This window comes from Vibrio sp. 1-1(7) (assembly GCF_013048485.1).
Classification (GTDB): domain Bacteria; phylum Pseudomonadota; class Gammaproteobacteria; order Enterobacterales; family Vibrionaceae; genus Vibrio; species Vibrio fujianensis.
In genome coordinates, this window is sequence record NZ_VHSP01000001.1 from 686,991 (window position 1) to 709,572 (window position 22,582).

At 42.9% G+C, this 22,582-nt stretch carries 20 protein-coding genes; 15 read left to right on the forward strand and 5 right to left on the reverse strand.

The window, feature by feature from the left end:
• The first annotated feature begins 110 nt into the window (after positions 1-110).
• The 4 genes from FKN05_RS03270 to FKN05_RS03285 all read left to right on the forward strand — a co-directional run bounded on the left by FKN05_RS03270 (position 111) and on the right by FKN05_RS03285 (position 6,103).
• Positions 111-1,553: a sigma-54-dependent transcriptional regulator gene (locus FKN05_RS03270; RefSeq protein WP_170886890.1), complete on the forward strand. Its 1,443-nt coding sequence runs from the start codon at positions 111-113 to the stop codon at positions 1,551-1,553.
• Positions 1,531-3,573 carry a sensor histidine kinase gene (locus FKN05_RS03275; protein WP_524540886.1) on the forward strand — a complete coding sequence of 681 codons (2,043 nt, stop codon included), beginning with the start codon at positions 1,531-1,533 and terminating at the stop codon, positions 3,571-3,573. The genes FKN05_RS03270 and FKN05_RS03275 overlap by 23 nt, the downstream gene beginning before the upstream one ends.
• Before the next feature lie 184 nt (positions 3,574-3,757).
• Positions 3,758-5,293 (forward strand): methyl-accepting chemotaxis protein, encoded by a 1,536-nt coding sequence (locus FKN05_RS03280; protein WP_170886891.1) that lies wholly within the window; start codon positions 3,758-3,760, stop codon positions 5,291-5,293.
• A gap of 66 nt (positions 5,294-5,359) precedes the next feature.
• Positions 5,360-6,103 (forward strand): substrate-binding periplasmic protein, encoded by a 744-nt coding sequence (locus FKN05_RS03285; protein ID WP_099612446.1) that lies wholly within the window; start codon positions 5,360-5,362, stop codon positions 6,101-6,103.
• A 193-nt stretch (positions 6,104-6,296) separates the two neighbouring features.
• Here the strand turns inward: FKN05_RS03285 and fdhD are convergent, their stop codons facing one another.
• Positions 6,297-7,118 (reverse strand): formate dehydrogenase accessory sulfurtransferase FdhD, encoded by an 822-nt coding sequence (gene fdhD, locus FKN05_RS03290; protein ID WP_170886892.1) that lies wholly within the window; start codon positions 7,116-7,118, stop codon positions 6,297-6,299.
• Positions 7,119-7,459: 341 nt separating this feature from the next.
• Between fdhD and FKN05_RS03295 the strand changes: the two genes are divergently transcribed.
• From FKN05_RS03295 to cobB, 10 genes are all read left to right on the forward strand, one after another.
• On the forward strand, positions 7,460-7,921 hold the full coding sequence (locus FKN05_RS03295; RefSeq protein ID WP_161428480.1) for a DUF3305 domain-containing protein: 462 nt from the start codon (positions 7,460-7,462) through the stop codon (positions 7,919-7,921).
• Positions 7,911-8,423, forward strand: a complete 513-nt coding sequence (locus FKN05_RS03300; protein WP_157928712.1) for a DUF3306 domain-containing protein — start codon at positions 7,911-7,913, stop codon at positions 8,421-8,423. Before FKN05_RS03295 ends, FKN05_RS03300 begins: the two co-directional genes overlap by 11 nt.
• Positions 8,424-8,621: 198 nt before the next feature.
• A complete protein-coding gene (locus tag FKN05_RS03305; RefSeq protein ID WP_170886893.1) occupies positions 8,622-10,283 on the forward strand; it encodes a 4Fe-4S binding protein in 1,662 nt (553 codons plus the stop codon).
• A gap of 10 nt (positions 10,284-10,293) precedes the next feature.
• Entirely contained in the window at positions 10,294-10,911 is a 618-nt protein-coding gene (locus FKN05_RS03310) for a TorD/DmsD family molecular chaperone (RefSeq protein ID WP_237665784.1), read from the forward strand.
• An 82-nt stretch (positions 10,912-10,993) separates the two neighbouring features.
• The gene (locus FKN05_RS03315; RefSeq protein WP_099612442.1) at positions 10,994-11,194 is read left to right on the forward strand and encodes a transcriptional initiation protein Tat; all 201 of its coding nucleotides are present in this window, start codon (positions 10,994-10,996) and stop codon (positions 11,192-11,194) included.
• 9 nt (positions 11,195-11,203) lie between these two features.
• The gene (locus tag FKN05_RS03320) at positions 11,204-14,059 is read left to right on the forward strand and encodes a formate dehydrogenase subunit alpha (RefSeq protein ID WP_170886894.1); all 2,856 of its coding nucleotides are present in this window, start codon (positions 11,204-11,206) and stop codon (positions 14,057-14,059) included.
• Between the two features lie 11 nt (positions 14,060-14,070).
• The gene (gene fdh3B / locus FKN05_RS03325; protein WP_099612440.1) at positions 14,071-14,679 is read left to right on the forward strand and encodes a formate dehydrogenase FDH3 subunit beta; all 609 of its coding nucleotides are present in this window, start codon (positions 14,071-14,073) and stop codon (positions 14,677-14,679) included.
• A gap of 5 nt (positions 14,680-14,684) precedes the next feature.
• Complete coding sequence (locus FKN05_RS03330; RefSeq protein WP_170886895.1) at positions 14,685-15,758, forward strand: formate dehydrogenase subunit gamma; 1,074 nt, start codon at positions 14,685-14,687, stop codon at positions 15,756-15,758.
• The gene (locus FKN05_RS03335) at positions 15,742-16,164 is read left to right on the forward strand and encodes a hypothetical protein (RefSeq protein ID WP_170887231.1); all 423 of its coding nucleotides are present in this window, start codon (positions 15,742-15,744) and stop codon (positions 16,162-16,164) included. Before FKN05_RS03330 ends, FKN05_RS03335 begins: the two co-directional genes overlap by 17 nt.
• Before the next feature lie 187 nt (positions 16,165-16,351).
• Positions 16,352-17,086, forward strand: coding sequence for a Sir2 family NAD+-dependent deacetylase (gene cobB, locus FKN05_RS03340; protein WP_099612438.1), 735 nt, complete (start codon positions 16,352-16,354; stop codon positions 17,084-17,086).
• 78 nt (positions 17,087-17,164) lie between these two features.
• Here the strand turns inward: cobB and FKN05_RS03345 are convergent, their stop codons facing one another.
• From FKN05_RS03345 to FKN05_RS03355, 3 genes are read right to left on the reverse strand one after another with little or no spacing between them, the layout of a single operon-like run.
• Complete coding sequence (locus tag FKN05_RS03345) at positions 17,165-17,293, reverse strand: DUF2474 domain-containing protein (RefSeq protein WP_099612437.1); 129 nt, start codon at positions 17,291-17,293, stop codon at positions 17,165-17,167.
• Positions 17,294-17,314: 21 nt separating this feature from the next.
• Positions 17,315-18,322, reverse strand: a complete 1,008-nt coding sequence (gene cydB, locus FKN05_RS03350; RefSeq protein ID WP_099612436.1) for a cytochrome d ubiquinol oxidase subunit II — start codon at positions 18,320-18,322, stop codon at positions 17,315-17,317.
• Positions 18,323-18,351: 29 nt separating this feature from the next.
• A complete protein-coding gene (locus FKN05_RS03355; protein ID WP_170886896.1) occupies positions 18,352-19,719 on the reverse strand; it encodes a cytochrome ubiquinol oxidase subunit I in 1,368 nt (455 codons plus the stop codon).
• A gap of 152 nt (positions 19,720-19,871) precedes the next feature.
• Between FKN05_RS03355 and FKN05_RS03360 the strand changes: the two genes are divergently transcribed.
• A complete protein-coding gene (locus FKN05_RS03360; protein WP_170886897.1) occupies positions 19,872-21,287 on the forward strand; it encodes an aminotransferase-like domain-containing protein in 1,416 nt (471 codons plus the stop codon).
• Positions 21,288-21,524: 237 nt separating this feature from the next.
• Here the strand turns inward: FKN05_RS03360 and FKN05_RS03365 are convergent, their stop codons facing one another.
• Positions 21,525-22,562 carry an extracellular solute-binding protein gene (locus tag FKN05_RS03365; RefSeq protein WP_170886898.1) on the reverse strand — a complete coding sequence of 346 codons (1,038 nt, stop codon included), beginning with the start codon at positions 22,560-22,562 and terminating at the stop codon, positions 21,525-21,527.
• Positions 22,563-22,582: the final 20 nt, after the last annotated feature.

Sequence of the window (22,582 nt, forward strand, 5' to 3'; positions counted from 1 at the left end):
CGTGAAATCGTGACAACTTACCTAAGCTAAGACAAAATGTCTCAACTTAACGCCACCGAGTGTGACGTTCATTGGGTCATTATGTCTATATGAGATGAATAGAGAGCAATATGTCTTACTTTAGTTGCAATAAGTCGATACAGCATTACCAAGCATTTTCCGTATTAGTGGTCGATGATGAAGTGGGGATGCAGTCGATTTTACAAAAAGCATTAAGCAAATGGTTTTCGAAAGTTGACTGCGCTGGATGTATTGACGAAGCGGAGCAATTACGTAGTGCAACTCATTATGATTTGATTATTTTGGATATTAACCTACCGGGACGATCGGGCATTGAGTGGGAAGCGATTTTTATCGATTCGGATCAAAAACCAGACGTAATCTTTATGACGGGGTATGCCGACTTAGAAACCGCTATTAGCGCGTTAAAGTTAGGAGCCGCCGACTTTATTCTTAAACCTTTTAATCTTGAGCAAATGTTACAAGCTGTCGAGCGATGCATGGACAAGCGGCTCAATCAGCGGATGCAATATGCGTTACAACGAGACTTTCAACGTCATTGCGCGACACAAATTTTAGGCCAATCAGAACAAACGGAGCAGCTCAAACAGGTCATTGTCCAATTTGCACCGTCAAGAGCTTCCGTACTCATTGAGGGTGAATCGGGCACCGGGAAAGAACTTGTTGCCCGCAGCATTCATGAAGCGAGCGAGCGACAAGGGCCATTTGTTCCGGTTAATTGCGGGGCTATCGCTCCTGAATTATTAGAAAGTGAGCTATTTGGGCATACGCAGGGCGCATTTACTGGCGCGAAAAAACATCGGGAAGGATTATTTCGGGTTGCCAATGGTGGGACTCTTTTTTTAGATGAAATAGGAGAAATGCCCTTCAATATGCAATCTGCATTATTGCGTGTATTAGAACAACGGGCGATTCGTCCTGTTGGGTCAGAAAAGGAATTATCTATTGATGTGAGAGTGGTGGCAGCAACCAACCGAAATTTATATCAAGAAGTCGAAGAAGGCCGTTTCCGAGCCGATCTTTATTATCGACTCAACGTATTAAAAATTGAGGTATGCCCACTGCGTGAGAGAAAGCAGGATCTACAAGAATTAGTACCTTTCTTTACTCAAAAACTATGTGCAGAGCTTGCAATTCGCCCTCCCAAATGGGCTCATGAGGATATATTGGCGCTACATACTTACGATTGGCCTGGTAATATCCGAGAGTTAAAAAACTTGATTGAACGAAGCTTATTGCTGGGCCAACCCTTGGCCCACCACTGGCAAGAGCCGATTAATCGGCCTGCATCGGATTCAGTGACAATGTCACACGGTGGGGAGCCAAATAGCGCCTCAGCGTCGGCCACTTTAAGGGGACAAGGATATCCAGACCACTGGAGTTTAAAACAGGTAGAAAAGGCGCACATTGAACAAATTGTTACTCGGCATCAGGGGAATAAATCGGCAGCCGCTCGAGATTTAGGCGTAGCGCGTAAAACTTTAGAACGAAAATTTAAAGAATGGGAACATGATGAACAATTCATGTCATGAAAAAGCTTGGTGGCATAAATGGCAACGCCGATTTAAAACCATGGTTCGTTATCGTTTACTGATCCTTACCTCATTACCGATTGGCTTGACGCTGGTTGCACTGCTCACGATTAGCTTGTATTGGTCGTTACATTACACATGGCAAAGTGTCATGGTGGATATTTCTGAACGGTTAGGTGTGGCCGAAAATAGCATCGCTCTATTACAAAAAAGACAAGCCGACGCTATCCATGCTTTTGCTGATTCGTATCATTTTCAACATCAGATAAAGCAAGGTAAGGCGTATGAGGAGGACTTTACACAGTGGGTACAGCAGCAGAAAAAACAGTATCAGTTAGATTTTCTACATTTTGAGCCGATCCACACTTTAGCACAGCAGTTTCGCTATCTAGACTTAACTCGAAGGGCATCATTTTTTGATGTTTTAAGCCAGGCTGAACTGCAACAATTAAACCCTGATTTAGTCAGCCGAGCTCAGATTCCTATTTTGAATGGTCATGAAATAGAACAACGAGGATTAGTCAGTCGTACCGTTATCCCGGTAAAAAATGATCAACAAAGAATGATAGGATTTTTAGATGGCGGCATATTACTCAACAATAGTACCCTGCTCGTCGATCAAATTCGTGATCTAATTTATCCCAACCAGCCGTATAGCCCAGAGGGAACATTAACTCTTTTTCTTGATGATTTGCGCGTGAGTACCAATGTTCCGTTAGATAGCAATAAACAAGTCGGCAGAGCAATCGGCACTTACGCTTCCGCTGAGGTGGTCGAGCAAGTCCTGCAACAAGGAACACAGTGGGTAGATAAGGCTTATGTTTATGATGCTTGGTACATCAGTGCTTATCAGCCTATCTATGATCAATACCATCAAGTGGTCGGTATGGTTTATACCGGCTATTTATTGTGGCCTTTTATTCAAACCTATCTCACTAACATGATAGAGATGGGGAGTATCACACTGATTGTATTGCTGATTTCAGGACTGTTTGTTTACCGTGGGGCGCGCGATCTTTTTCGTCCGATTGAGCAAATTCATCGCGTTGTCAAATTAGTGCAGATGGGAAAGAATCAGCGGATTGGTTCACTGGGATTAGATGAAAAGCATGAACTCGCACAACTGGCTAAACAGTTTGACAACATGCTCGATTTACTGCAGCAACGCAAAGAGCAAATTCAACATGCCGCCCATCAACTCGAGGAAAAGGTGCACTCAAGGACGGTCAGCTTGCACGAAAAAACACGGCAACTTGAGCATCATATTCAATTACTTAATCAAACCCGAACACAGTTAGTTGTACATGAAAAACTCGCCGCGCTTGGTGAGCTAACTGCCGGCATTGCCCATGAAATTAATAATCCTACCGCGGTTATTTTAGGCAATGCAGAACTGATACGCTTTGAGTTAGGTGCAGATGCACAACGGGTTGAAGAAGAAATTGACACCATTTTACTGCAAGTGGATCGTATTCGTAACATTACTCGTAGTTTATTGCAATATAGCCGCCATGGGGGCGTTCAAGATGAAATTACTTGGCAGCATGTGAATCCGATCATCGAAGAAAGCATAACTTTAGTAAAAGCGGGCAGTAAAAAACGAGACGTGGTGTTTATTACTCAATTACAGGCCCAGTGTTCAGTCGAAGTTAACCGTCACCACCTGTTACAAATTCTGGTCAACTTACAAATGAATGCGATTCATGCTATGCAAGGACAAGGTCAATTAACCATTCATAGTGAAGATTGGATTGAATCTAATCATACTTTTGGTGCGGTGATTCATGTAAAAGATGAAGGATGTGGCATTAAGCCTGAGCATTTAACTCGAGTGTTCGACCCTTTCTATACGACGAAGAGAGATGGAACCGGGCTCGGGTTGTCTGTTTCACAAAGCTTAATCAGTCAAGTCGGAGGAGAGATCCGAGTCCAATCAGTTTACGGCGAAGGTAGTGTTTTTAGTATTTATCTTCCAGCTAAAGTGTCCCATTCATTACCAATAAACCAACGAGTGGGCTAAAACTTTTAATCGAGATGCTCTTTGAGCGTTTGGTGGAGCATGGCATAAACGTTTATCCTATTATAAACCGCATTCATGCTCTTACTGGCCCATGCTGAACAGTGATGCAATTAATTTAAGTAAAATTAGCCTCATATAAAACACGGACTATACTTAAATCGATATGATGTGTATTGGAGTCATTATGCTTAAAAGTGTTCAGGTGATTTTCTTTACCCAGATGGTGTTGTGGGTGACGCTGATTTTGCTCAGCATGGGGTTTATGAAGTATCAGGTGTATCACCATCAACTTTATCAATCCTTATCTCAAGATGTGAATCATACAGTCAACCGTCTTTCGATCAGCTTGTCGAAACCCATTTGGGATTTTGACTTTGAGGGCGCAAAATCGATTGTATTATCTGAATTAAATAATGTCATTATTTCCGCTATCCAAATTAAAGATAGCGATGGCCGTAGCATCATTTTCTTTCATAATGCCCCTGATTTTCCTGAAGTTCGTGAATTATCTCCATCGCTTTATACTGGAACAAAAGAGAGCGATTTTTTTGTTGATGATTTTGGTGAAAAAAAACGGGTTGGGTCGATCACGCTTTATTACAACGACTTTAATATTGATACACAATTAAAGGGATTAATGAAAAATGTCATTATGGAAGTGGTGATCCTAGACCTATCGATTATTATTATCACATTATTACTATTGAGATTTACCGTTCTTAGACCGCTTAAAATTTTAACGCAACGAGTATCCGATTTAGCATCTGGAAATGGTGATCTTACAAAACGAATTCAATTGTCTAAGCTACATGAATTTAAAGAAATTACATTAGGAATTAATCGATTTACTGAATCTCTAGAAGGGATTGTCAAGCAGATAATCCATTCGACTGATACGTTAACACAGTCATCTCACTCTGGGTGTGAACTGGCTAGAAATAATTCGGCGAGTTTGAAGGAGCAGAAATCCACATTAGCGAAGATTTCACAATCGGCCGATGAGATTCAGCACTCCGTAAAACAAGTTACCGATGTAGCGCTTAATTGTGCGCAACAGGCGGTCTCTTCTAATCAGCTGACCAGTCGCATGCATCAATCGATAGAATCGACCTCCAGTGAACTACAACTCGTACAACAAAAGATGTTGCAGCTCAACAACACCATGAATCAATTGAATGCAGAAGGTGAAAAAATCAATACCATTCTTAATGTGATTAATGATATTTCTGAACAGACCAATTTATTAGCCTTGAATGCAGCCATTGAAGCGGCACGAGCAGGAGAACAAGGAAGAGGATTTGCTGTTGTAGCGGATGAAGTCCGTAATTTAGCGGTAAAAACGGGTCACTCGACAGAACAGATAAAAGCGAATATTAATACACTAAATGCAACAACTTCCATTGTGGAAAATGAGCTGGAAGATATTGCCATGTCCTTAAAGCACACGTCCGAACATTTTGCTAGTTCTCATCAAGTGATTGAAGAAATGAGCGAATTATCTAAAAAAATTCAAGATGAAAACCAGTATGTCGCGACACTGGCCGAACAGCAAAACGCGGCAATTAATAATATCAATACGTCATTACGGGCGGTGACTGACTCATCTCAAGATGTGTCTATCGGCGCTGAATCCACGTTAGAAATGACGAGTGAAATAATCAGAATCGGAGAGGATATTACTCAACAGCTCAATCAATTTAAAACGAATTATGATCAGTAGATTGTTATAGGGACATGGTCAATTCAATGAGTATTTAACGTTTAATGGAATAGGAAGGAATATAGTATGAAAATTAAATTTATCTTAACGGCGGTTTTATTATGTTTTTCTTCAATAGCAATATCGGCCAGTTTGAGTTCCCTTAAATTTATCACTGAAAATTACCCTCCCTTCAATTATGAGCAAAAAGGGCAATTAACCGGTATTGCGATTGATATATTAGAACATGCAACTCAAGCGGTAAATGATCCCGTCAATCGTCAAGATGTCAGTTTACAACCTTGGGCGAGAGGTTATGCTTCGGCATTAAATACACCTAATACGGTATTATTTTCGATGACGAGAACCGACGCTAGAGAAAACTTATTCAAATGGGCTGGCCCTATTGTCGAAAGTCGTATTGTCTTGTGGGCAGCGAAGGATCGTCAAATTAAGCTCTCATCGATCACCGATGTGAATAACTATCGAGTTGGGGTTGTACGAGAAGATATTGGAGAGCAGCTATTAAAAAGTGCAGGAGTTAACGATAATGTATTACGTTCATCAGCCACACCAGAAATGGTTGTTCGTCAATTAGATGCTCAACGTATTGATTTATGGGCTTATGGTGATAATGTGGGAGCATTTATTATGAGGGAGCATAATATTGATCCCAATAATTATGAAATTGTCTATGTCCTGCATGAATCGCAAACCTATTTTGCTTTTCATAAAGACACCCCCGATGAGTATGTCAGTAAAATTCAGCAAGGCATTGATATTATAAAAGAAAATAACAAGCTTAATCAGATAATCGACAGCTATCGTTAACGGCACCTAAACAATAACTATATAAACAATAACTATACCCAAACAACTTGAGGTGATAGGTAGACGGCCAGTAAGTGAGTCCCCATGAGCATAGGCAGACGATGCGATTGGGGGTGAACGAGCGTAGCCAACACTGCGGTAGCTTCAAGTCAGCAGGGTATCGCATCATTGTTTGTTATTATTCCTTTGGAGATTAACTTTTCACATCAAAATCTACTTTTCTCGCACCGCTATAAATCTCAAATCTTAATCCTTTGGCTCGCGCAATGGTGGTAATACCAAATTGATTCGCAAGATCTAACCCCATTTGAGTCACGCCGGAACGAGAAAGCAGAACGGGTATTCCCATCTGTGCAACTTTAATCACCATCTCTGAAGTTAAACGGCCGGTCGTGTAGAAAATTTTATCTTCCCCAGTATCACCGTTTAACCATAATTCACCGGCTAACGTATCAACCGCGTTATGTCGGCCAACATCTTCAACAAAAGAGAGTACGCGGTTATCTTGACAAATAGCGCAACCGTGTACCGCGCCAGCTTTACGGTAAGTATCGTTATAGTGAGTTAATGCCTCTAAAGCGGCGTATATTTGTGATTGTTTCAGATCAGTCTGTGGAACTTGATACCCTTCAAGTTGTTGCATCACATTGCCATACATTGTCCCTTGTCCACAACCAGATGTGACGGTTTTTTTCTTAAGCGCAGGCTCAACGCGCGCAATGTTTTCTTCAGTGATGACTGCGGCAGAATGGGTTTGCCAGTCAATAATGACTGATTTCAGCTTACTCGGATCAGAAATAAAGCCTTGATTTTTTAAGTAGCCAAGAACTAAAGCTTCGGGACGAGAGCCAAGAGTCATGAGCGTGACCACTTCTTTCCAGTTTAACAATACTGTTAAAGGGCGTTCACAAGCGATGGATTTGGTCAATGGTTCTCCATATTGATCGTACACTATGACATCGATGGTTTGTTGAGGGTTTTCACTCGGTTTTATGGTCGAAAATGTGTTAGGCACCGTGGCTTCCTATCAATGTGATTACTTAAGCTTTAGTCTGTGTATCGTATGCCAAGTCAGAGCAAATATCATTCCATGATTAACCTTGGGTCGGTTTGTTATCCCCCAACAACTTGGAATTGCAGGTCGGCAAGTGATGATAAATTGTCTGGAAAAATTTGCCCTAAGGTCTGTTGAGAAGCAATCCCATAAGCATAGACAGGCGAGATCATTGGAGTGAACGAACATAACCCACACCGCTGTCGCTTCAAGTAGGAAGGATATATGTGGCTTAATAATTGCTTGGTTTAGCTATTGTTGATCGTTTGATTCTAAATATTTTGCATGAGGGATTAGTGCTTATGCCTGTAAACGTTCCATGTACTGAATTACCAACCAAAACAGACTCGCAATGGCCGATCCGTTGTCAGCTCGTGTTGCAAGAGGTTCAAGTGGGGCGGTGGATGACCGCTCAATGGCAGTTAGTCGGATTTGATTTAGCCCCAACCGCCTCCGATATAGCTTGGTTGACGTTGCAACTCTTTAGAGATGAACGGACGGATTACCGCTTTAATCTTAGTTCTCGTGAGCCCAAACTGTTTGTTATCTTAGAAAACCTAACCGAGCCAGAAGCGAAATTAGTTCGCTTAACCGCTGCACAAAATGTGGCGGCTCGTTATATGGATAGTGATTATATTGTCCTTTCCGCACCCATGCCACTTGCAGTACAGGCTTGGATGGAAGCTTATATTGGTCGCGAAGGTGAGTTGTTGGCGTGTCAAACTAAAAAGCGCAAGGGCGCAGGGAGAGCCAGTGGCAAGTAGTACTTTTTTCCATCGTTGGTCAAAACGTAAATTAAATCAAGAAGAGGAAAAACAACCTCTTCAAGCGACCTTTAAAAGTGATGCCTCGAGATTGGCTTCTGCCTCTCGTGATGACAGGAGTGACGATAATGCTGTGCAAACCGTAGCGGTTGACGATCCAAACCCATCAAGGATAACAAAAGAAGAAGGAACGCTTTCTTCACTATTACTTTCGCAGGCATCACAAGAAATAAAGAAAACGGCCCTACGCGAGCTTTTTTTTAATGGTGACTTTAACCAGCGTGATCAGTTGGATGATTACGATGACGATTATCATGATCAGACCAACTTAGCGAGCGAAATCTCGAAAACATTAAGAGAGTGGCTAGATGAAACGCAAACATCGACAGATCAATTGGCAAAGATAAGCAAAGAGCCATCCAGCAGCCAGGGTCAGGCAGAAGAAGCGAAGCTGCCTTCATCGCTTTTACCTGAACACGAGGCTAAACAAAATATCCTATAAAAAGTAGGGACATTTTGACCAAGTGGTTCGAACCGTCCTAAGACAAAATGTCTCACTGGTTATGTTTCTTCACTATCTTGTTTTGGATAATAGCTAACGCATTAATAATAAAAGTGTTTTTTGTTGGAATGTTATTTGCTAGCTCTATGTAATAACTAAGAGCAGGCCAATGAGTCTGCTTATATATGGAATAGAGCAATGTTAAATGATTATTTACAACAAGCGACGTCACAAGCGGGTCAAGCCCGTTGGTATGCGCTACAAAATACAGTTGAGCTTAATAATTTAATTCCTCCTACGGTGAGTTATCAAAGTGGTGGCCATACATTGATTATTGGCCCAACCAGCCTAGTTGAGCGGGCTGCCCAGCAATTGTCATCAATGCGTTCTGTCACACTTCTTTCCATTGATGGAGAAGCGGGCGACATGGAATCGTTGTATTTCGCTGATGCTGTACAAATCAGCGGTTATCTCGGTGCTTTCCTAGTCCAAGTTGACAATCATGGGTTAACAACCAATTTAGCCGATGTGTCGATTTCGCAAGCGCACTTCGATATTGTGCTCGATTTATCTTTGAATGGTGTGATGAAAGAAGAAGTTCCTGTCCCCGGCTATTTTCCTGTTGGTAGCGGTGGGTCTAAGCTCGCAGAGGCTTTAGAAACGATCCCAACCTTAATCGGGACGTTTGATAAACCGAAATATTTTCGCCTTGATATTCATTTATGTGCCCATAGCTCACGTGGTGTAAAGGGATGTGAGCGTTGTGTTGATGCCTGTCCTGCGGGGGCATTATCAAGTGAGGGCTCGTCGCAAACGGGGCATCACATCCAGATAAACCCTTATTTATGCCAAGGTGTGGGGACCTGCGCTACCGCGTGTCCAACCGAAGCGATTCATTATGCATTACCAAACCCGACAGATACGCAAAAATTTATTGAGCGGTTACTGAAACATTACTTCCAAGCTCAAGGTGAAAAGCCGATTGTATTATTTTGCAGTGAACGCCACGAAAAATACAACCTTATGGCGCTAAGAGCCTTACCTGATAATGTGATCCCAGTGCTTTTAGAAGAACTCCCTTCGGTGGGAATGGATACTTGGTTTGCCGCATTAGTTAATGGTGCGACTCAAGTTTTGTTTGCAGCAAGCCATCATATGCCTCAAACGATTTTGCGAGTACTAAATCAAGAGGTTGCATTAGCACAGACTTTGCTCGAATCATTGGGGATAGCCAAGGAAACGATCGATATTCTCTATCTAGAATCGTTGCGTGACAGTGCTCCGACATTATGTACAGATGATTTTGATTTACGAATAGGAGAGCTTTCCGGGAATAAACGCCAACGGTTATACCAAGCCTTAGATGGATTCGTTTCCTTATTACCGCAGCCGCCAGAAATGTTACCGCTTAGCCATTCAGCCCCTTTTGGCCGGATTGAATGCGCAAGCCAAGATTGTACCTTATGCATGAGTTGTGTCGCCGTGTGTCCGACTCGAGCCCTACACCACAGTGGTGATATTCCATCATTAAATTTTGTTGAGCAAGATTGTGTGCAGTGTGGCTTGTGTGTTGCTGCCTGTCCAGAAAAAGCGTTAACGGCAATACCTCGTATGAATTGGAATGCGTCGGAGCGTCGGTCGGCTCAAGTTTTACACCAAGAACAACCTGCTCGTTGTCTACGTTGTCATAAAGCATTTGCTCCGCAATCGATGATCTCTATGTTACAAGATAAGTTACGCGGTCACTCTCACTTTTCTGATCAAACTGCGATAAACCGAATCGCTATGTGTGAAGATTGCCGAGTTATCGATATTTTTGAATCTATGGCAGAAAACCCAGAGCAACAACTCCACTATTGAGGTCGTTATAATGGAACAAGCAGACGCAATGCGCGCCGACATCTATCTTCTTTTAGCTGCATTATTTCGCCGTGCTCCTAACCAGCAGCAAAAAGAGTTTCTTGCCGAATTAGAGGTTGAAGAGGGTACGAGTGTCATCAGTCAGGCATGGCTTGATGTAGCGAATGCGGCACGTCAATCCGATCTCAATCAATTAGAAGAGGAATATCAAACAGTCTTTATTGGTATTGGTCGGGGTGAAGTTGTGCCTTTTGCCTCATGGCACATGACAGGGTCTTTAATGGAAAAACCATTGGCTGAGCTTCGTCAACATATGGCTGAACTAGGTTTGTCACGCAATGATGTGGTCAAAGAGCCAGAGGACCATATCTCTGCCTTGTGTGAAAGTATGGCTTTTTTAATTACTGAATCCTCCGATCATCAACAACCTTTTTTCAATCGTCATATCGCTCCATGGTTTGTAAAGTTGGCGCAACAAATTGAACAGGCGGCACATGCTCATTTTTATCGCGCAATTGGCGCTTTAATGCAGGCTTTTTTTTACTTAGAGCAAATTCAAATGAGCCCAGTAACCATGGCCAGTAAACCGAATACTCATACCATGAGAGTCAAAAATTTAGTCCAGTAGTCAGTCGTACATAATAACCGTTAGTAGACCAGCCGATGGCTACGACCTCTAGGTTACTTAGAACGGGAAAAGGAAGCAAAGTATGAAAAAAGCACAACAACCTATCAATACCAGTAGACGAGAGATGCTAAAAAGTTTAGCCAGTGCTGCCGTTGCTGGTGGTGTGATTACCAGTGTTGGCCAATCTGCCATTGCGGCTGAGCCACAGCCCGAAAGCGAACCAAAATTAAAAAAAGGTTATCACGAAACCCAACATATCCGCGATTATTACGAAACATTATAGGAGAGCGTGATGAAACTCATTAAACGTTCTGAACAGAAAGAGAAGCAGCCCAATAGGTTAGGTCTTAGTCGTCGAACTTTTATAAAAAATAGTTCACTTGCTGCTGGCGGTGCGGTGGTCGGTTCAGCGCTCTTTGCTCCGGGAATGATCAAAAAAGCCCAAGCCAATACGGTTAAGCGTGATGTAAAAACAGAGATTAAACGAACCATTTGCTCTCATTGTTCGGTCGGTTGTGGTATTTATGCTGAAGTACAAAATGGTGTATGGACGGGGCAAGAGCCGGCGTTTGATCACCCGTTTAACGCGGGCGGACATTGTGCTAAAGGAGCGGCGCTGCGTGAACATGGTCATGGCGAAAGACGACTAAAATATCCGATGAAGCTTGAAGGTGGCCAATGGAAACGACTTTCATGGCAGCAGGCGATTGATGAAATAGGCGATGAATTATTAAAAATCCGTCAACAATCAGGACCAGATTCAGTTTATTGGCTAGGCAGTGCTAAGCATAGTAACGAACAAGCCTACCTATTTAGAAAAATGGCTTCATTGTGGGGAACCAATAACGTCGATCACCAAGCTCGTATTTGTCACTCCACGACGGTCGCAGGGGTTGCGAACACTTGGGGTTATGGTGCAATGACCAACTCATTTAATGATATGCACAATAGTAAATCGATTCTATTTATTGGTTCTAATCCCGCTGAAGCTCATCCCGTAGCGATGCAGCACATTTTGATCGCTAAAGAAAAGAATAATTGTAAGATCGTTGTTGCCGATCCTCGTCGGACGCGCACGGCAGCCAAAGCCGATCACTATGTCTCTCTTCGACCCGGTACCGATGTGGCATTTATTTGGGGTGTGCTTTGGCATGTATTTAACAATCAATGGGAAGATAAAAACTTCATTCGCCAGCGTGTTTTTGGCATGGAGGAAATTCGCCAAGAGGTAGCGAAATGGCATCCTAAAGAAGTCGAGCGCGTCACCGGGGTGAGTGAACGGGATGTTTATCAAACCGCTAAATTGCTTTCTGAACACCGTCCTGGTTGTGTCGTCTGGTGTATGGGTGGCACACAACATACGACAGGTAATAATAATACCCGTGCCTATTGTGTGCTTGAACTCGCGCTCGGTAACTTAGGCAAAGCCGGCGGTGGCGCGAATATTTTCCGTGGTCATGACAATGTGCAAGGCGCAACCGATTTGGGTGTATTGGCTGATTCTCTCCCTGGTTATTACGGTCTATCTGAGGGAGCGTGGCGTCATTGGGCCAAAGTATGGGATTTAGATTTCGATTGGATTGCAAATCGATTTGATAGTGGTACGTATGGAGGCAGCAAGCCGATGAATACCTTTGGTATTCCGGTTTCTCGTTGGATAGATGGAGTTTTAGAGGATAAACATAATATTCAACAGCGAGAGAATATTCGAGCTATGTTTTATTGGGGCCATGCAGTGAACTCCCAAACGCGTGGTGTCGAAATGAAAAAAGCCATGCAAAAGCTCGATATGATGGTGATTGTGGATCCGTATCCAACCGTGGCAGCGGTTATGAACGAGCGTCATGACGGTGTGTATTTATTGCCAGCGACCACGCAATTTGAAACTTATGGTAGCGTGACGGCATCTAACCGGTCTATTCAGTGGCGAGATCAAGTCATTGAACCGCTGTTTGAGTCGAAACCAGACCATGAAATTATGTATCTGCTCAGTAAAAAATTAGGATTTTCGCAGCAGCTCTTTAAGCATATTCATATTGAAAACGATCAACCTCTTATTGAAGATCTTACCCGTGAGTTTAATAGAGGCATGTGGACCATCGGTTATACTGGTCAAAGCCCTGAGCGCTTGAAAGCTCATCAACAAAATTGGCATACCTTCCATAAGACGACGTTACAAGCGGAAGGCGGCCCCATTCATGGTGAAACTTATGGTTTGCCTTGGCCATGTTGGGGCACGCCTGAGTTAAAACATCCAGGAACTCATATTCTTTATGATACCTCTAAACCCGTCGCTTTAGGTGGCGGTACATTTCGTGCGCGTTATGGGGTCGAATTTGAAGGTCAATCATTATTGGCAGAAGAGAGTTTTTCTCAGGGGAGTGAAATTGAAGATGGCTATCCAGAGTTTAATGACAAACTCTTGAAGCACCTTGGTTGGTGGAATGACCTTACCGAGTCAGAAAAAATGGCTGCTGAAGGTAAAAATTGGAAAACAGATTTGTCTGGTGGCATTCAGCGCGTGGCGATTAAACATGGTTGCATTCCCTTTGGTAACGCAAAGGCGCGAGCCATTGTGTGGACTTTCCCTGATCGAGTGCCTTTACACCGTGAACCGCTTTATACCCCTCGCCGAGATCTGATCGCCGATTATCCAACTTGGGACGATAAAGACGCCATCTTTAGGATGCCGACGTTATATAAATCCATTCAAGACATCGATAAATCGCAAGAATACCCGATCATCCTGACCTCCGGTCGTCTGGTTGAGTATGAAGGTGGTGGCGAAGAAACTCGCTCAAATCCTTGGTTGGCAGAGCTACAGCAAGAGATGTTTGTTGAGGTAAACCCGAAAGATGCCAACGATCTAGGTTTTAAAGATGGTGATATGGTGTGGGTCGAAGGCGCAGAAAAAGGTCGTATTCATGTTAAAGCCATGGTTACCCGTCGAGTGAAGCCGGGTATGGCCTTTATTCCTTTCCATTTTGGAGGCAAGTTTCAAGGTGAAGATTTGCGTCATAAATATCCAGAAGGCACTGATCCTTATGTCATTGGTGAGTCAGCAAATATTGCGACCACTTATGGTTATGATCCGGTAACTCAGATGCAAGAAACCAAAGTCACCCTCTGTAATATTCGTAAAGCGTAAGGAGCGAACCAATGGCTAGAATGAAATTCCTTTGTGATACCAAGCGCTGTATTGAGTGCAATGGCTGCGTTACTGCTTGTAAAAATGAAAATGATGATGCCTTAGAGTGGGGGATTCAGCGGCGACGTGTGGTGACACTCAATGATGGGGAGCCCGGAGAAAACTCAATCTCGGTTGCTTGCATGCACTGTACTGATGCGCCTTGCATGGCGGTTTGTCCGGCAGATTGTTTTGTTCACACCGACGACGGCATTGTTTTACACAACAAAGATCTCTGTATTGGTTGCGGTTATTGCTTGTTTGCATGTCCGTTTGGAGCACCTCAATTCCCTAAACAAAGCGCATTTGGTGAACGAGGGAAAATGGATAAATGTACATTCTGTGCTGGTGGGCCAGAGACAGAACCCGGTTCAGAAGAAGAACGTCGCAAATATGGAGCCAATCGTATTGCAGAAGGGAAACTCCCTATGTGTGCATCTTTATGTTCAACTAAGGCACTACTTGCAGGTGATGCGGAAAAAGTGTCTGATATTTTTCGTCAACGTGTGGTAGAGCGAGGTGCGAAAGGGGCCGGATGGACAGATGGTGAAGATCTTGCTTTTGATGCGACAAGGAGCTAATCGGTATGCGACACAAGATAGTGTGGGCCACACCATTTATGTTACTGATACTGGTAGTGTGGTTGAGCCTTTTGGCTCTACCCTCTAATGCTAAAGAAGTGGCTCAATCGGAAGTGGCACAACGAGAGATCACTCAGCTCGCAGGCGCAGATTATTGGCGACAAGTTCGACAGGGACAAGAAGGCTATACCACTTCGACATTTCCAGAGCATGGTATTTTGATCAGCGCGCCAGGAGAAACTTGGTTTGTGCTAAAAGAGAAATGGATGTCCCCCGCGGGAGCGATTGCTATTTTTGGTAGTATATCCATGGTCGTTATGGCCTACTGGTTATTAGGGCCGCTGATGCTGAGTCAACCGCGCACCGGGCGAAAACTCACTCGCTGGTCTCGATTAGACAGAGCCTTGCACTGGTGCATGGCGTTTACTTTTTTGACCCTAGCCTTTAGTGGCTTAATGCTTGTTTATGGGAAACACTTTCTCAAGCCTTATATTCCAACAGACTGGTGGGGAATGGTGATTTACTCAGCAAAACAATACCATAACTACATAGGGCCCTTGTTCTTTATTTTGTTGATCTTGATTTTATTGAAGTGGTGGCGAAAATCATTATTTAACAAAATCGATATTCAGTGGTTCCTTAAATTGGGTGGAATGGCTGGAAAATATAAGGGAACACACCCTTCTGCCGGTTTTTCTAATGGCGGAGAAAAAGCCATTTATTGGTTATTAATTGTGTTTGGAACCTTCGCGGCTATCAGCGGGTTGATCCTAGATTTTCCTATTTTTGGTCAAACACGGCGAGATATGGAATTGTCTAATTTAATCCATATGGTCTCTGCATTGATTTTGATCTGTGGGTTTATCTTCCATATCTATATTGGGTTATTTGGCATGGAAGGAGCACTTGAAGGAATGGTGACAGGAAAAGTCGATGAAACATGGGCGAAAGAGCATCATGATTTATGGTATGAGGAGATGGACGCTCAAGGTAAGATCGAAGCAGTAGATAAAGCAGCACCTGATCAAACAAGGAATCATACCGAAAAAGGAGGAGAGAATGATGTTGCCCGCGAATAAGAACAAATCGGTATGGTTCGTTTATATTGCTAGTCTGTTAACACCATTAACCTGCTTATTATCTGGTGTGGTGGGGATTATCTACGCAGGATATCGGCTTGATAAAAACCAAGATGGTGAGGTTGCCAACTCTCACTACTATGGATTAATTCGTACGTTCTTCCTCTTCTTAACCTTTTTCGTTGTTTTGATTGTCACAGTCGCGACCGCAAATGGAGTGATTATGGGGGTCAATCGCTATTGGTTTAGTAATGCATGGCTAGCCGCTGTTGGTCATGCTATCCCTTATGTGGGAGTGGCCATCGCTGCTGGAGCCATAACATTATGGATTTTTCGGATGATTCAAGGAATGAAACAATTGCAAGCTAATATTCTCCATCAGCCGTCAAAAGGGCCTAATCTGTAAATGAGCGACGTATAAAACCAATGCCTTAGTATTCGAACTGAAACACCCAGCTTGTCTGGGTGTTTTTTCAGCGTTAAACGTGATGTAGGTAGTCAAAAGTACTACTATTGTCTAATCCAGAAAACTAGGTTGACGCTTACAATCGATGTTAAGCTAGTTCTAATATAGTGAAGAGAAGGAATATGGTATGAACTTTCCCTATCAAAATATTGTTGTACTAACCGGTGCGGGAATTTCTGCCGAGTCTGGTATTCAAACGTTTCGAGCTCAAGATGGTTTATGGGAAAATCATCGTATCGAAGACGTAGCCACACCAGAAGGATTTGAACGTGATCCTGATCTGGTACAAACGTTTTATAATCAACGTCGTCGCAAGTTACAGTCAACAACGATAGCGCCCAATGCTGCACATATTGCTTTAGGCGAGTTAGAAAAAAAACTTCATGGCCAAGTTACCATCATCACTCAGAATATCGATAACCTCCACGAACGAGGAGGCAGTCATAATGTCATCCACATGCATGGAGAACTATTAAAAGCGCGATGCAGTGTTTCTAATCAAGTGATTGAGCAGCAGGATGATTTAAACATGGGAGATCTATGCCATTGCTGCCAAATTCCGCAACAGCTACGGCCTCACATTGTTTGGTTTGGGGAGATGCCATTACGTATGGGAGATATTTACACCGCGTTAGAGCAGGCCGATTTGTTTATTTCCATTGGCACTTCCGGTGTTGTCTATCCTGCTGCAGGATTTGTGCATGATGCAAGAATGCATGGTGCACATACCATCGAAATTAATCTTGAACCGAGTGCTGTGGAAAGTGAATTTGCAGAGAAACGTTATGGCAAGGCGAGCATTGAAGTGCCTCGTTTAGTTGAGGAATTATTAGCTTTACAAACCGAATCGAAGCCCGCCTAAGGTTGCCCTTTGACACCATGGCGAACCTATTAATAGTGTTCGCCTTCAATCAGAAATATTTTGATTTGGTGAGGCTGGTTAAGTGTTTAATCCCGCAGCGGTCATCATGATTCGAAATAGGCTTGAAATAATACCTAACGCGAGAACACTGCCTCCCCAAAGACCGATCATCCATGCCCATTGGATACACCATTGTTTTATCTTCATAGAGACTCCTTACCAATTTATTTAGTGATAGGCTTGACCTTGTTTTACTTTTCCTGAAAAAACGTAATAACTCCAAGAGGTATAAGCCAGTATTATGGGAACAATAATAGCGGTACCTATGAGCATAAAAGATTGACTACTGGCCGGCGCGGCAGCATCCCATATTGATATGCTCGGTGGAATAATGTTAGGCCAGATACTGATGCCAAGTCCTGCGAATCCGAAGAGTACGATCAGCAATGCCATGATGAAAGGGCTACGCTCTTTACGGGTTCTGATTGAACTGGCTAGTTTAAAGCATACTATCCCAGTAAGAACTGGCACCGGAACCAGATAATATAAATTGGGTAGCGAAAACCACCGTTCGGCAATCGATGGGTAAGCAAGTGGAGTCCAAATACTGACAATAATTAATATTGAGATCATGACTAGCAAGATGTAATGAGTAAATCGGTACATCGTATTTTGTAGTTCACCTTCAGTTTTCATAATTAACCATGTACTTCCGAGCAGTGCATACGTTGCTACCAAACCGAACCCGCAAAATATTGGGAAAGGAGTGAGCCAATCAAGCTGACCCCCCGCAAAAACACGGTTTTTAACATCGAACCCTTCAATTAGAGCGCCAACCACCACGCCTTGGAAAAAAGTCGTTAAAATAGAACCGATCATAAAAGAGCGATCCCAGAACTTTAAATGATTTTCCAATGCCTTAAAGCGAAATTCAAACGCCACACCGCGAAAGATCAAAGCAATCAACATCAGCGTTAAAGGGATCGTTAATGCTTCTATAATGACCGAATAAGCGAGTGGAAAGGCACCTAAAAGCGATGCGCCACCCAGTACAATCCATGTTTCGTTCCCATCCCAGACGGGAGCTACGCTATTGACCATGACGTCTTTTTGCCTCTCATCCTGAATCAAGGGCATCAAGATACCGATTCCCAAATCGAAGCCATCCATAATGATGTACATCAGCGTTGCAAAAACGATGATTGCGAACCAAATCACGGATAAATCAAAATGCATATTCTTTACCTTTATTGCTATTAGAGAGACTACATACGGCCTGAAATGGTTGTTAGTTCATGGGGTTCATTTTGCTCGATAATATCAGGCCCTTTTTTGATCTGATGGATCATGTAGTAGTAACCAAAGCCAAACACTAAGCTATACACCACAAGAAAGCACAATAGGCTTATGCTCATCTGAAGATCGCCATGTGTAGAAACAGCATCGCGGGTTTTTTGTACGCCATATACAACCCACGGCTGACGTCCAACCTCGGTAGTAAACCAGCCAGCGAGTATGGCAATAAGACCAGCAGGGCCCATAAGTAGAGAAAATTTGAGGAACCAACGTGAGGTATAAAGTGTATTTTTCTTTCGCAACCATAGACTGTAAAAACCTTGAACAATCATCAATAAACCTAGCCCGACCATGATCCTGAATGACCAAAATACGATAGGGGAGTTCGGTCGCTCATCTTTAGGGAAATCTTTTAACGCAGGGATAGGCTCGGTTAAACTATGGCGCAGAAGTAAGCTACCTAATATTGGTATTTTTATCGCAAAGTTTGTTCGCTCTTGTTCCATGCTCGGCATACCAAATATGATTAATGGTGTTGGTTCGCCATCGCTGTTATCCCAGTGACCTTCAATGGCGGCGATTTTTGCGGGTTGATACTCTAGCGTATTTAACCCGTGCATATCGCCAATAATCGCCTGAAGAGGCGCGAGGAAAACTAAAAGGCCTAATGACATCGAAAACATAGTTTTTATCGCTGAAGATTGGTTTCCTTTGCGTAGGTGCCAAGCGGCGGCTGCGGCAACAAACAAGGCCGAACTAACAAAAGCAGCAACGCTCATGTGGACTAAACGATACGGAAATGAAGGGTTAAACACGATAGCAAACCAGTCGGTTGGTACCACGCGTCCATTGACGATTTCATAGCCTTGTGGTGTTTGCATCCAGCTATTTGAAGCAAGAATCCAGAAGGTAGAAATAATCGTACCTAACGCGACCATGGAGGTGGCAAAAAAATACAGTTTTTCACCAACCCGATGCCAGCCAAATAACATCACGCCAAGAAATCCAGCCTCAAGAAAGAAAGCTGTTAAGACTTCATAAGTAAGCAATGGCCCTGTTATTGAGCCGGCAAAATCAGAGAAACCACTCCAGTTGGTGCCAAACTGATAGGCCATAACAAGGCCAGAGACAACCCCCATTCCAAAGTTAACGGCAAAGATTTTAGCCCAAAAGTGATAGAGTTTTTGATAATCGGGATTACGGGTTTTGAGCCATAAACCTTCGAGAACGGCGAGATAGGTTGCCAAACCGATAGTAATGGCGGGAAAAATAATATGAAAAGAGACAGTGAAGGCAAACTGTATCCTTGCAAGGATCAATGCGTCGAGGCCAAACATGAAACTTCCTTTGAGCTTATTAGTATTATCAGAATGCTAGTTTAAAAGGAGAAAAGTGCAGGAAGTAGATACAGATAAACACGATAAATCCATAACAGAATATTAACCAAAGTGTTATTATTTTGAGGAGTGCAAATCGCGAGGTTGTGAGTATGGCAAAATATCAACAGTTAGTTGAACAGCTTAAAAGACAGATAAAGTCGGGGATATGGCACTCTGGGGATAAGCTTCCTTCTCTTCGTCGTCAATCTGAACATTCTGGCTTAAGTTTGATGACGGTATTGCATGCATACCAGCTTTTAGAATCACAAGGCTGGCTCATCTCTCAACCTCGCTCCGGTTATCGAGTTGCCCCCAGGATGAAAAGCGCACATGAGACTCAACAAGTCTCAACTGCCGTTGCATGGACGGAGCAAGTCGATATAAATGCATTTATCTTCGATGTGTTGCAGGCCAGTAAAAATCCCTCCATAGTTAACTTTGGCTTTGCCTATCCAGATCCAAGCCTCTATCCGCGTTACCACGTTAATCGGGCGATGAGTGCCGCCGCTCGTAATATGCCGATTTCTTCCACATTTGATAACTTACCACCAGGAAACGAACAATTGCGCTCAATTATTGCGAAGCGCTATGCCGCTAAAGGTGTTGAGATTGCACCAGATGAAATTATCATTACAGCAGGAGCGTTAGAGGCATTAACATTGAGTTTACAGTCATGTACTCGACCTGGGGATTGGGTTGTGGTTGAGTCACCTACATTCTATGGCGCTCTGCAATCGTTAGAAAGATTAGGGTTAAAGGCATTATCTGTTAGAACAGATCCTGTGACTGGAATTGATTTAGATTCTTTGGAAAGGGCGTTACAAACGCACGATGTAAAAGCATGTTGGCTGATGTCGAATTGCCAAAATCCTTTAGGATTTACCTTAACCAACGAGAAGAAGCAACAATTGGTTGAACTTATTCGACGATATCAGATCCCGATTATTGAAGATGATGTATATAACGAACTTTATTCCGGAGATGAACCCGGACATCCGTTAAGAATGTTCGATGATACAGGTAATACCATGCTGTGTTCATCGTTTTCTAAATCGTTAATTGCTGGGCTTCGTATTGGGTGGGTTGCTGCAGGGAAACAAGCGTTAGAGATTCAAAAGCTACAGTTAATGAGTACACTAGCGACAAGTGCGCCAGTTCAGATGACGTTGGTGCACTATTTGACGAGTCGTAATTATGAATCGCACTTGAAGCAGTTGCGGAAAAAACTGTCTGAACGAAAACGCAAAATGACGGAGCGACTCAAGACACTTTTACCTAAAGAGGTCACCATGTTCAGTCAAAGTGGCGGGTATTTTATTTGGTTAGTGCTTCCTAAACAGATCGACGCCTTGCAGGTATATCGAGAAGCATTAAACAATAATATTAGTATTGCCCCAGGGAAAATGTTCAGCCTTACCGAACAATATGATCATTGTATTCGGCTTAATGCTTCTTTTGAGTTAAATCTGAAAAATAGTCTTGCACTAAGCACGTTATCTAACATCATCATTAACCAACTGTTGTGATATATCGAACACATTGCTGTGCCTATCCTCAAACAACTTGGAGTTGCTGCTAAGCGGTAAATTGGTCTGGAATAAATGTGAACAGCCGTAGGTTGGTTTTGTTAAGAGCCAAGAATGGCGAGGTGGGGTGAACGAACATAACCGACACCACTGTAGCTTCAAGTAGAAAGCGGGATAATCTCTCCATAAATCAACAGCGACACAAGTGTCGCTGTTGATTTATCTGGTAAGCAATGATTATTTTACTTTGAGTCGTTGGAAATATTCATCGTAAAGTACGCTGGCGTCACCGACTTCATCTTGCCATTCACCACTTTCCATAACCGATTGTGGTGGGAAGATATTTGGATCGTTAGCAAATTCTTCTGGTAGAAGTTTATGCGCGGTTTTTACTGGCGTCGGATAACCAATTTCTAGAGCGATTTTCGCAGCATTTTCAGGACGTAATAAGAAATCGATCATCTTATGAGCTGCTTCGACATTTTTAGCTTCAGCGGGTATGGCTAAGCTATCCATCCAAAAAATAGCGCCTTTTTCAGGCCAGATAATATCAACCGATGCGCCTTCTTGACGTGCCATATAAGCGGAGCCGTTCCACAGCATTCCTAGAGAGACTTCTCCGGCTAGAAATGGGTTGGCAGGAAAATCGGAGTTAAATACTAATACGTTAGGCATTAACTTGGTTAACTCGTGATAAGCGGCTTCAATTTCTTTTGGATCGGTAGTATTAGGGGAATAACCCAGTTTGCTTAATGCGATATGGAAAACTTCACGCGAGTCATCCATTAGCATGAGTTGACCTTCCCACTTTGCATCCCATAAGTCGCCCCAATTTTTAATGGCGCTTTTATCTAACATATCAGTATTGATACCGATGCCCGTTGCTCCCCAGATATAAGGAATAGAGTAGTTGTTATTAGGATCAAATGATTTGTTTAAAAAGTTAGGGTCTAAATCGGCAAAGTGGCTAAGTTTCGATTTATCTATCGCGCGTAACATGCCTTCTTTACGCATTTTTGAGACAAAATAAGTCGAAGGGACAACTAAGTCATAGCCTGAGCCTTGTGTTTTTAACTTAGCATACATGCTCTCATTCGATTCATAAGTGGAATAAATAACTTTGATTCCGGTCTCTTTGCTAAAATTTTCAAGAATTTCATTAGGGATATATTCAGACCAGTTGTAGAAATAGAGTTCATTGTCGCTAGCCATAACAGAGGTGGTGAATAGCGCGGCTGCGCATAAAGCGCCAGCATACAGTTTACTTTTCTTCATTACAGTTCCGTATTCTTATA

Bases quoted from the DNA above. Each gene is read 5' to 3' on its own strand.
- FKN05_RS03270 (WP_170886890.1), top strand. From the start codon at position 111: ATGTCTTACTTTAGTTGCAATAAGTCGATACAGCATTACCAAGCATTT.
- FKN05_RS03275 (WP_524540886.1), top strand. From the start codon at position 1,531: ATGATGAACAATTCATGTCATGAAAAAGCTTGGTGGCATAAATGGCAA.
- FKN05_RS03280 (WP_170886891.1), top strand. From the start codon at position 3,758: ATGCTTAAAAGTGTTCAGGTGATTTTCTTTACCCAGATGGTGTTGTGG.
- FKN05_RS03285 (WP_099612446.1), top strand. From the start codon at position 5,360: ATGAAAATTAAATTTATCTTAACGGCGGTTTTATTATGTTTTTCTTCA.
- FKN05_RS03295 (WP_161428480.1), top strand. From the start codon at position 7,460: ATGCCTGTAAACGTTCCATGTACTGAATTACCAACCAAAACAGACTCG.
- FKN05_RS03305 (WP_170886893.1), top strand. From the start codon at position 8,622: ATGTTAAATGATTATTTACAACAAGCGACGTCACAAGCGGGTCAAGCC.
- FKN05_RS03310 (WP_237665784.1), top strand. From the start codon at position 10,294: ATGGAACAAGCAGACGCAATGCGCGCCGACATCTATCTTCTTTTAGCT.
- FKN05_RS03315 (WP_099612442.1), top strand. From the start codon at position 10,994: ATGAAAAAAGCACAACAACCTATCAATACCAGTAGACGAGAGATGCTA.
- FKN05_RS03320 (WP_170886894.1), top strand. From the start codon at position 11,204: ATGAAACTCATTAAACGTTCTGAACAGAAAGAGAAGCAGCCCAATAGG.
- fdh3B (WP_099612440.1), top strand. From the start codon at position 14,071: ATGGCTAGAATGAAATTCCTTTGTGATACCAAGCGCTGTATTGAGTGC.
- FKN05_RS03330 (WP_170886895.1), top strand. From the start codon at position 14,685: ATGCGACACAAGATAGTGTGGGCCACACCATTTATGTTACTGATACTG.
- FKN05_RS03335 (WP_170887231.1), top strand. From the start codon at position 15,742: ATGTTGCCCGCGAATAAGAACAAATCGGTATGGTTCGTTTATATTGCT.
- cobB (WP_099612438.1), top strand. From the start codon at position 16,352: ATGAACTTTCCCTATCAAAATATTGTTGTACTAACCGGTGCGGGAATT.
- FKN05_RS03345 (WP_099612437.1), bottom strand. From the start codon at position 17,293: ATGAAGATAAAACAATGGTGTATCCAATGGGCATGGATGATCGGTCTT.
- cydB (WP_099612436.1), bottom strand. From the start codon at position 18,322: ATGCATTTTGATTTATCCGTGATTTGGTTCGCAATCATCGTTTTTGCA.
- FKN05_RS03355 (WP_170886896.1), bottom strand. From the start codon at position 19,719: ATGTTTGGCCTCGACGCATTGATCCTTGCAAGGATACAGTTTGCCTTC.
- FKN05_RS03360 (WP_170886897.1), top strand. From the start codon at position 19,872: ATGGCAAAATATCAACAGTTAGTTGAACAGCTTAAAAGACAGATAAAG.
- FKN05_RS03365 (WP_170886898.1), bottom strand. From the start codon at position 22,562: ATGAAGAAAAGTAAACTGTATGCTGGCGCTTTATGCGCAGCCGCGCTA.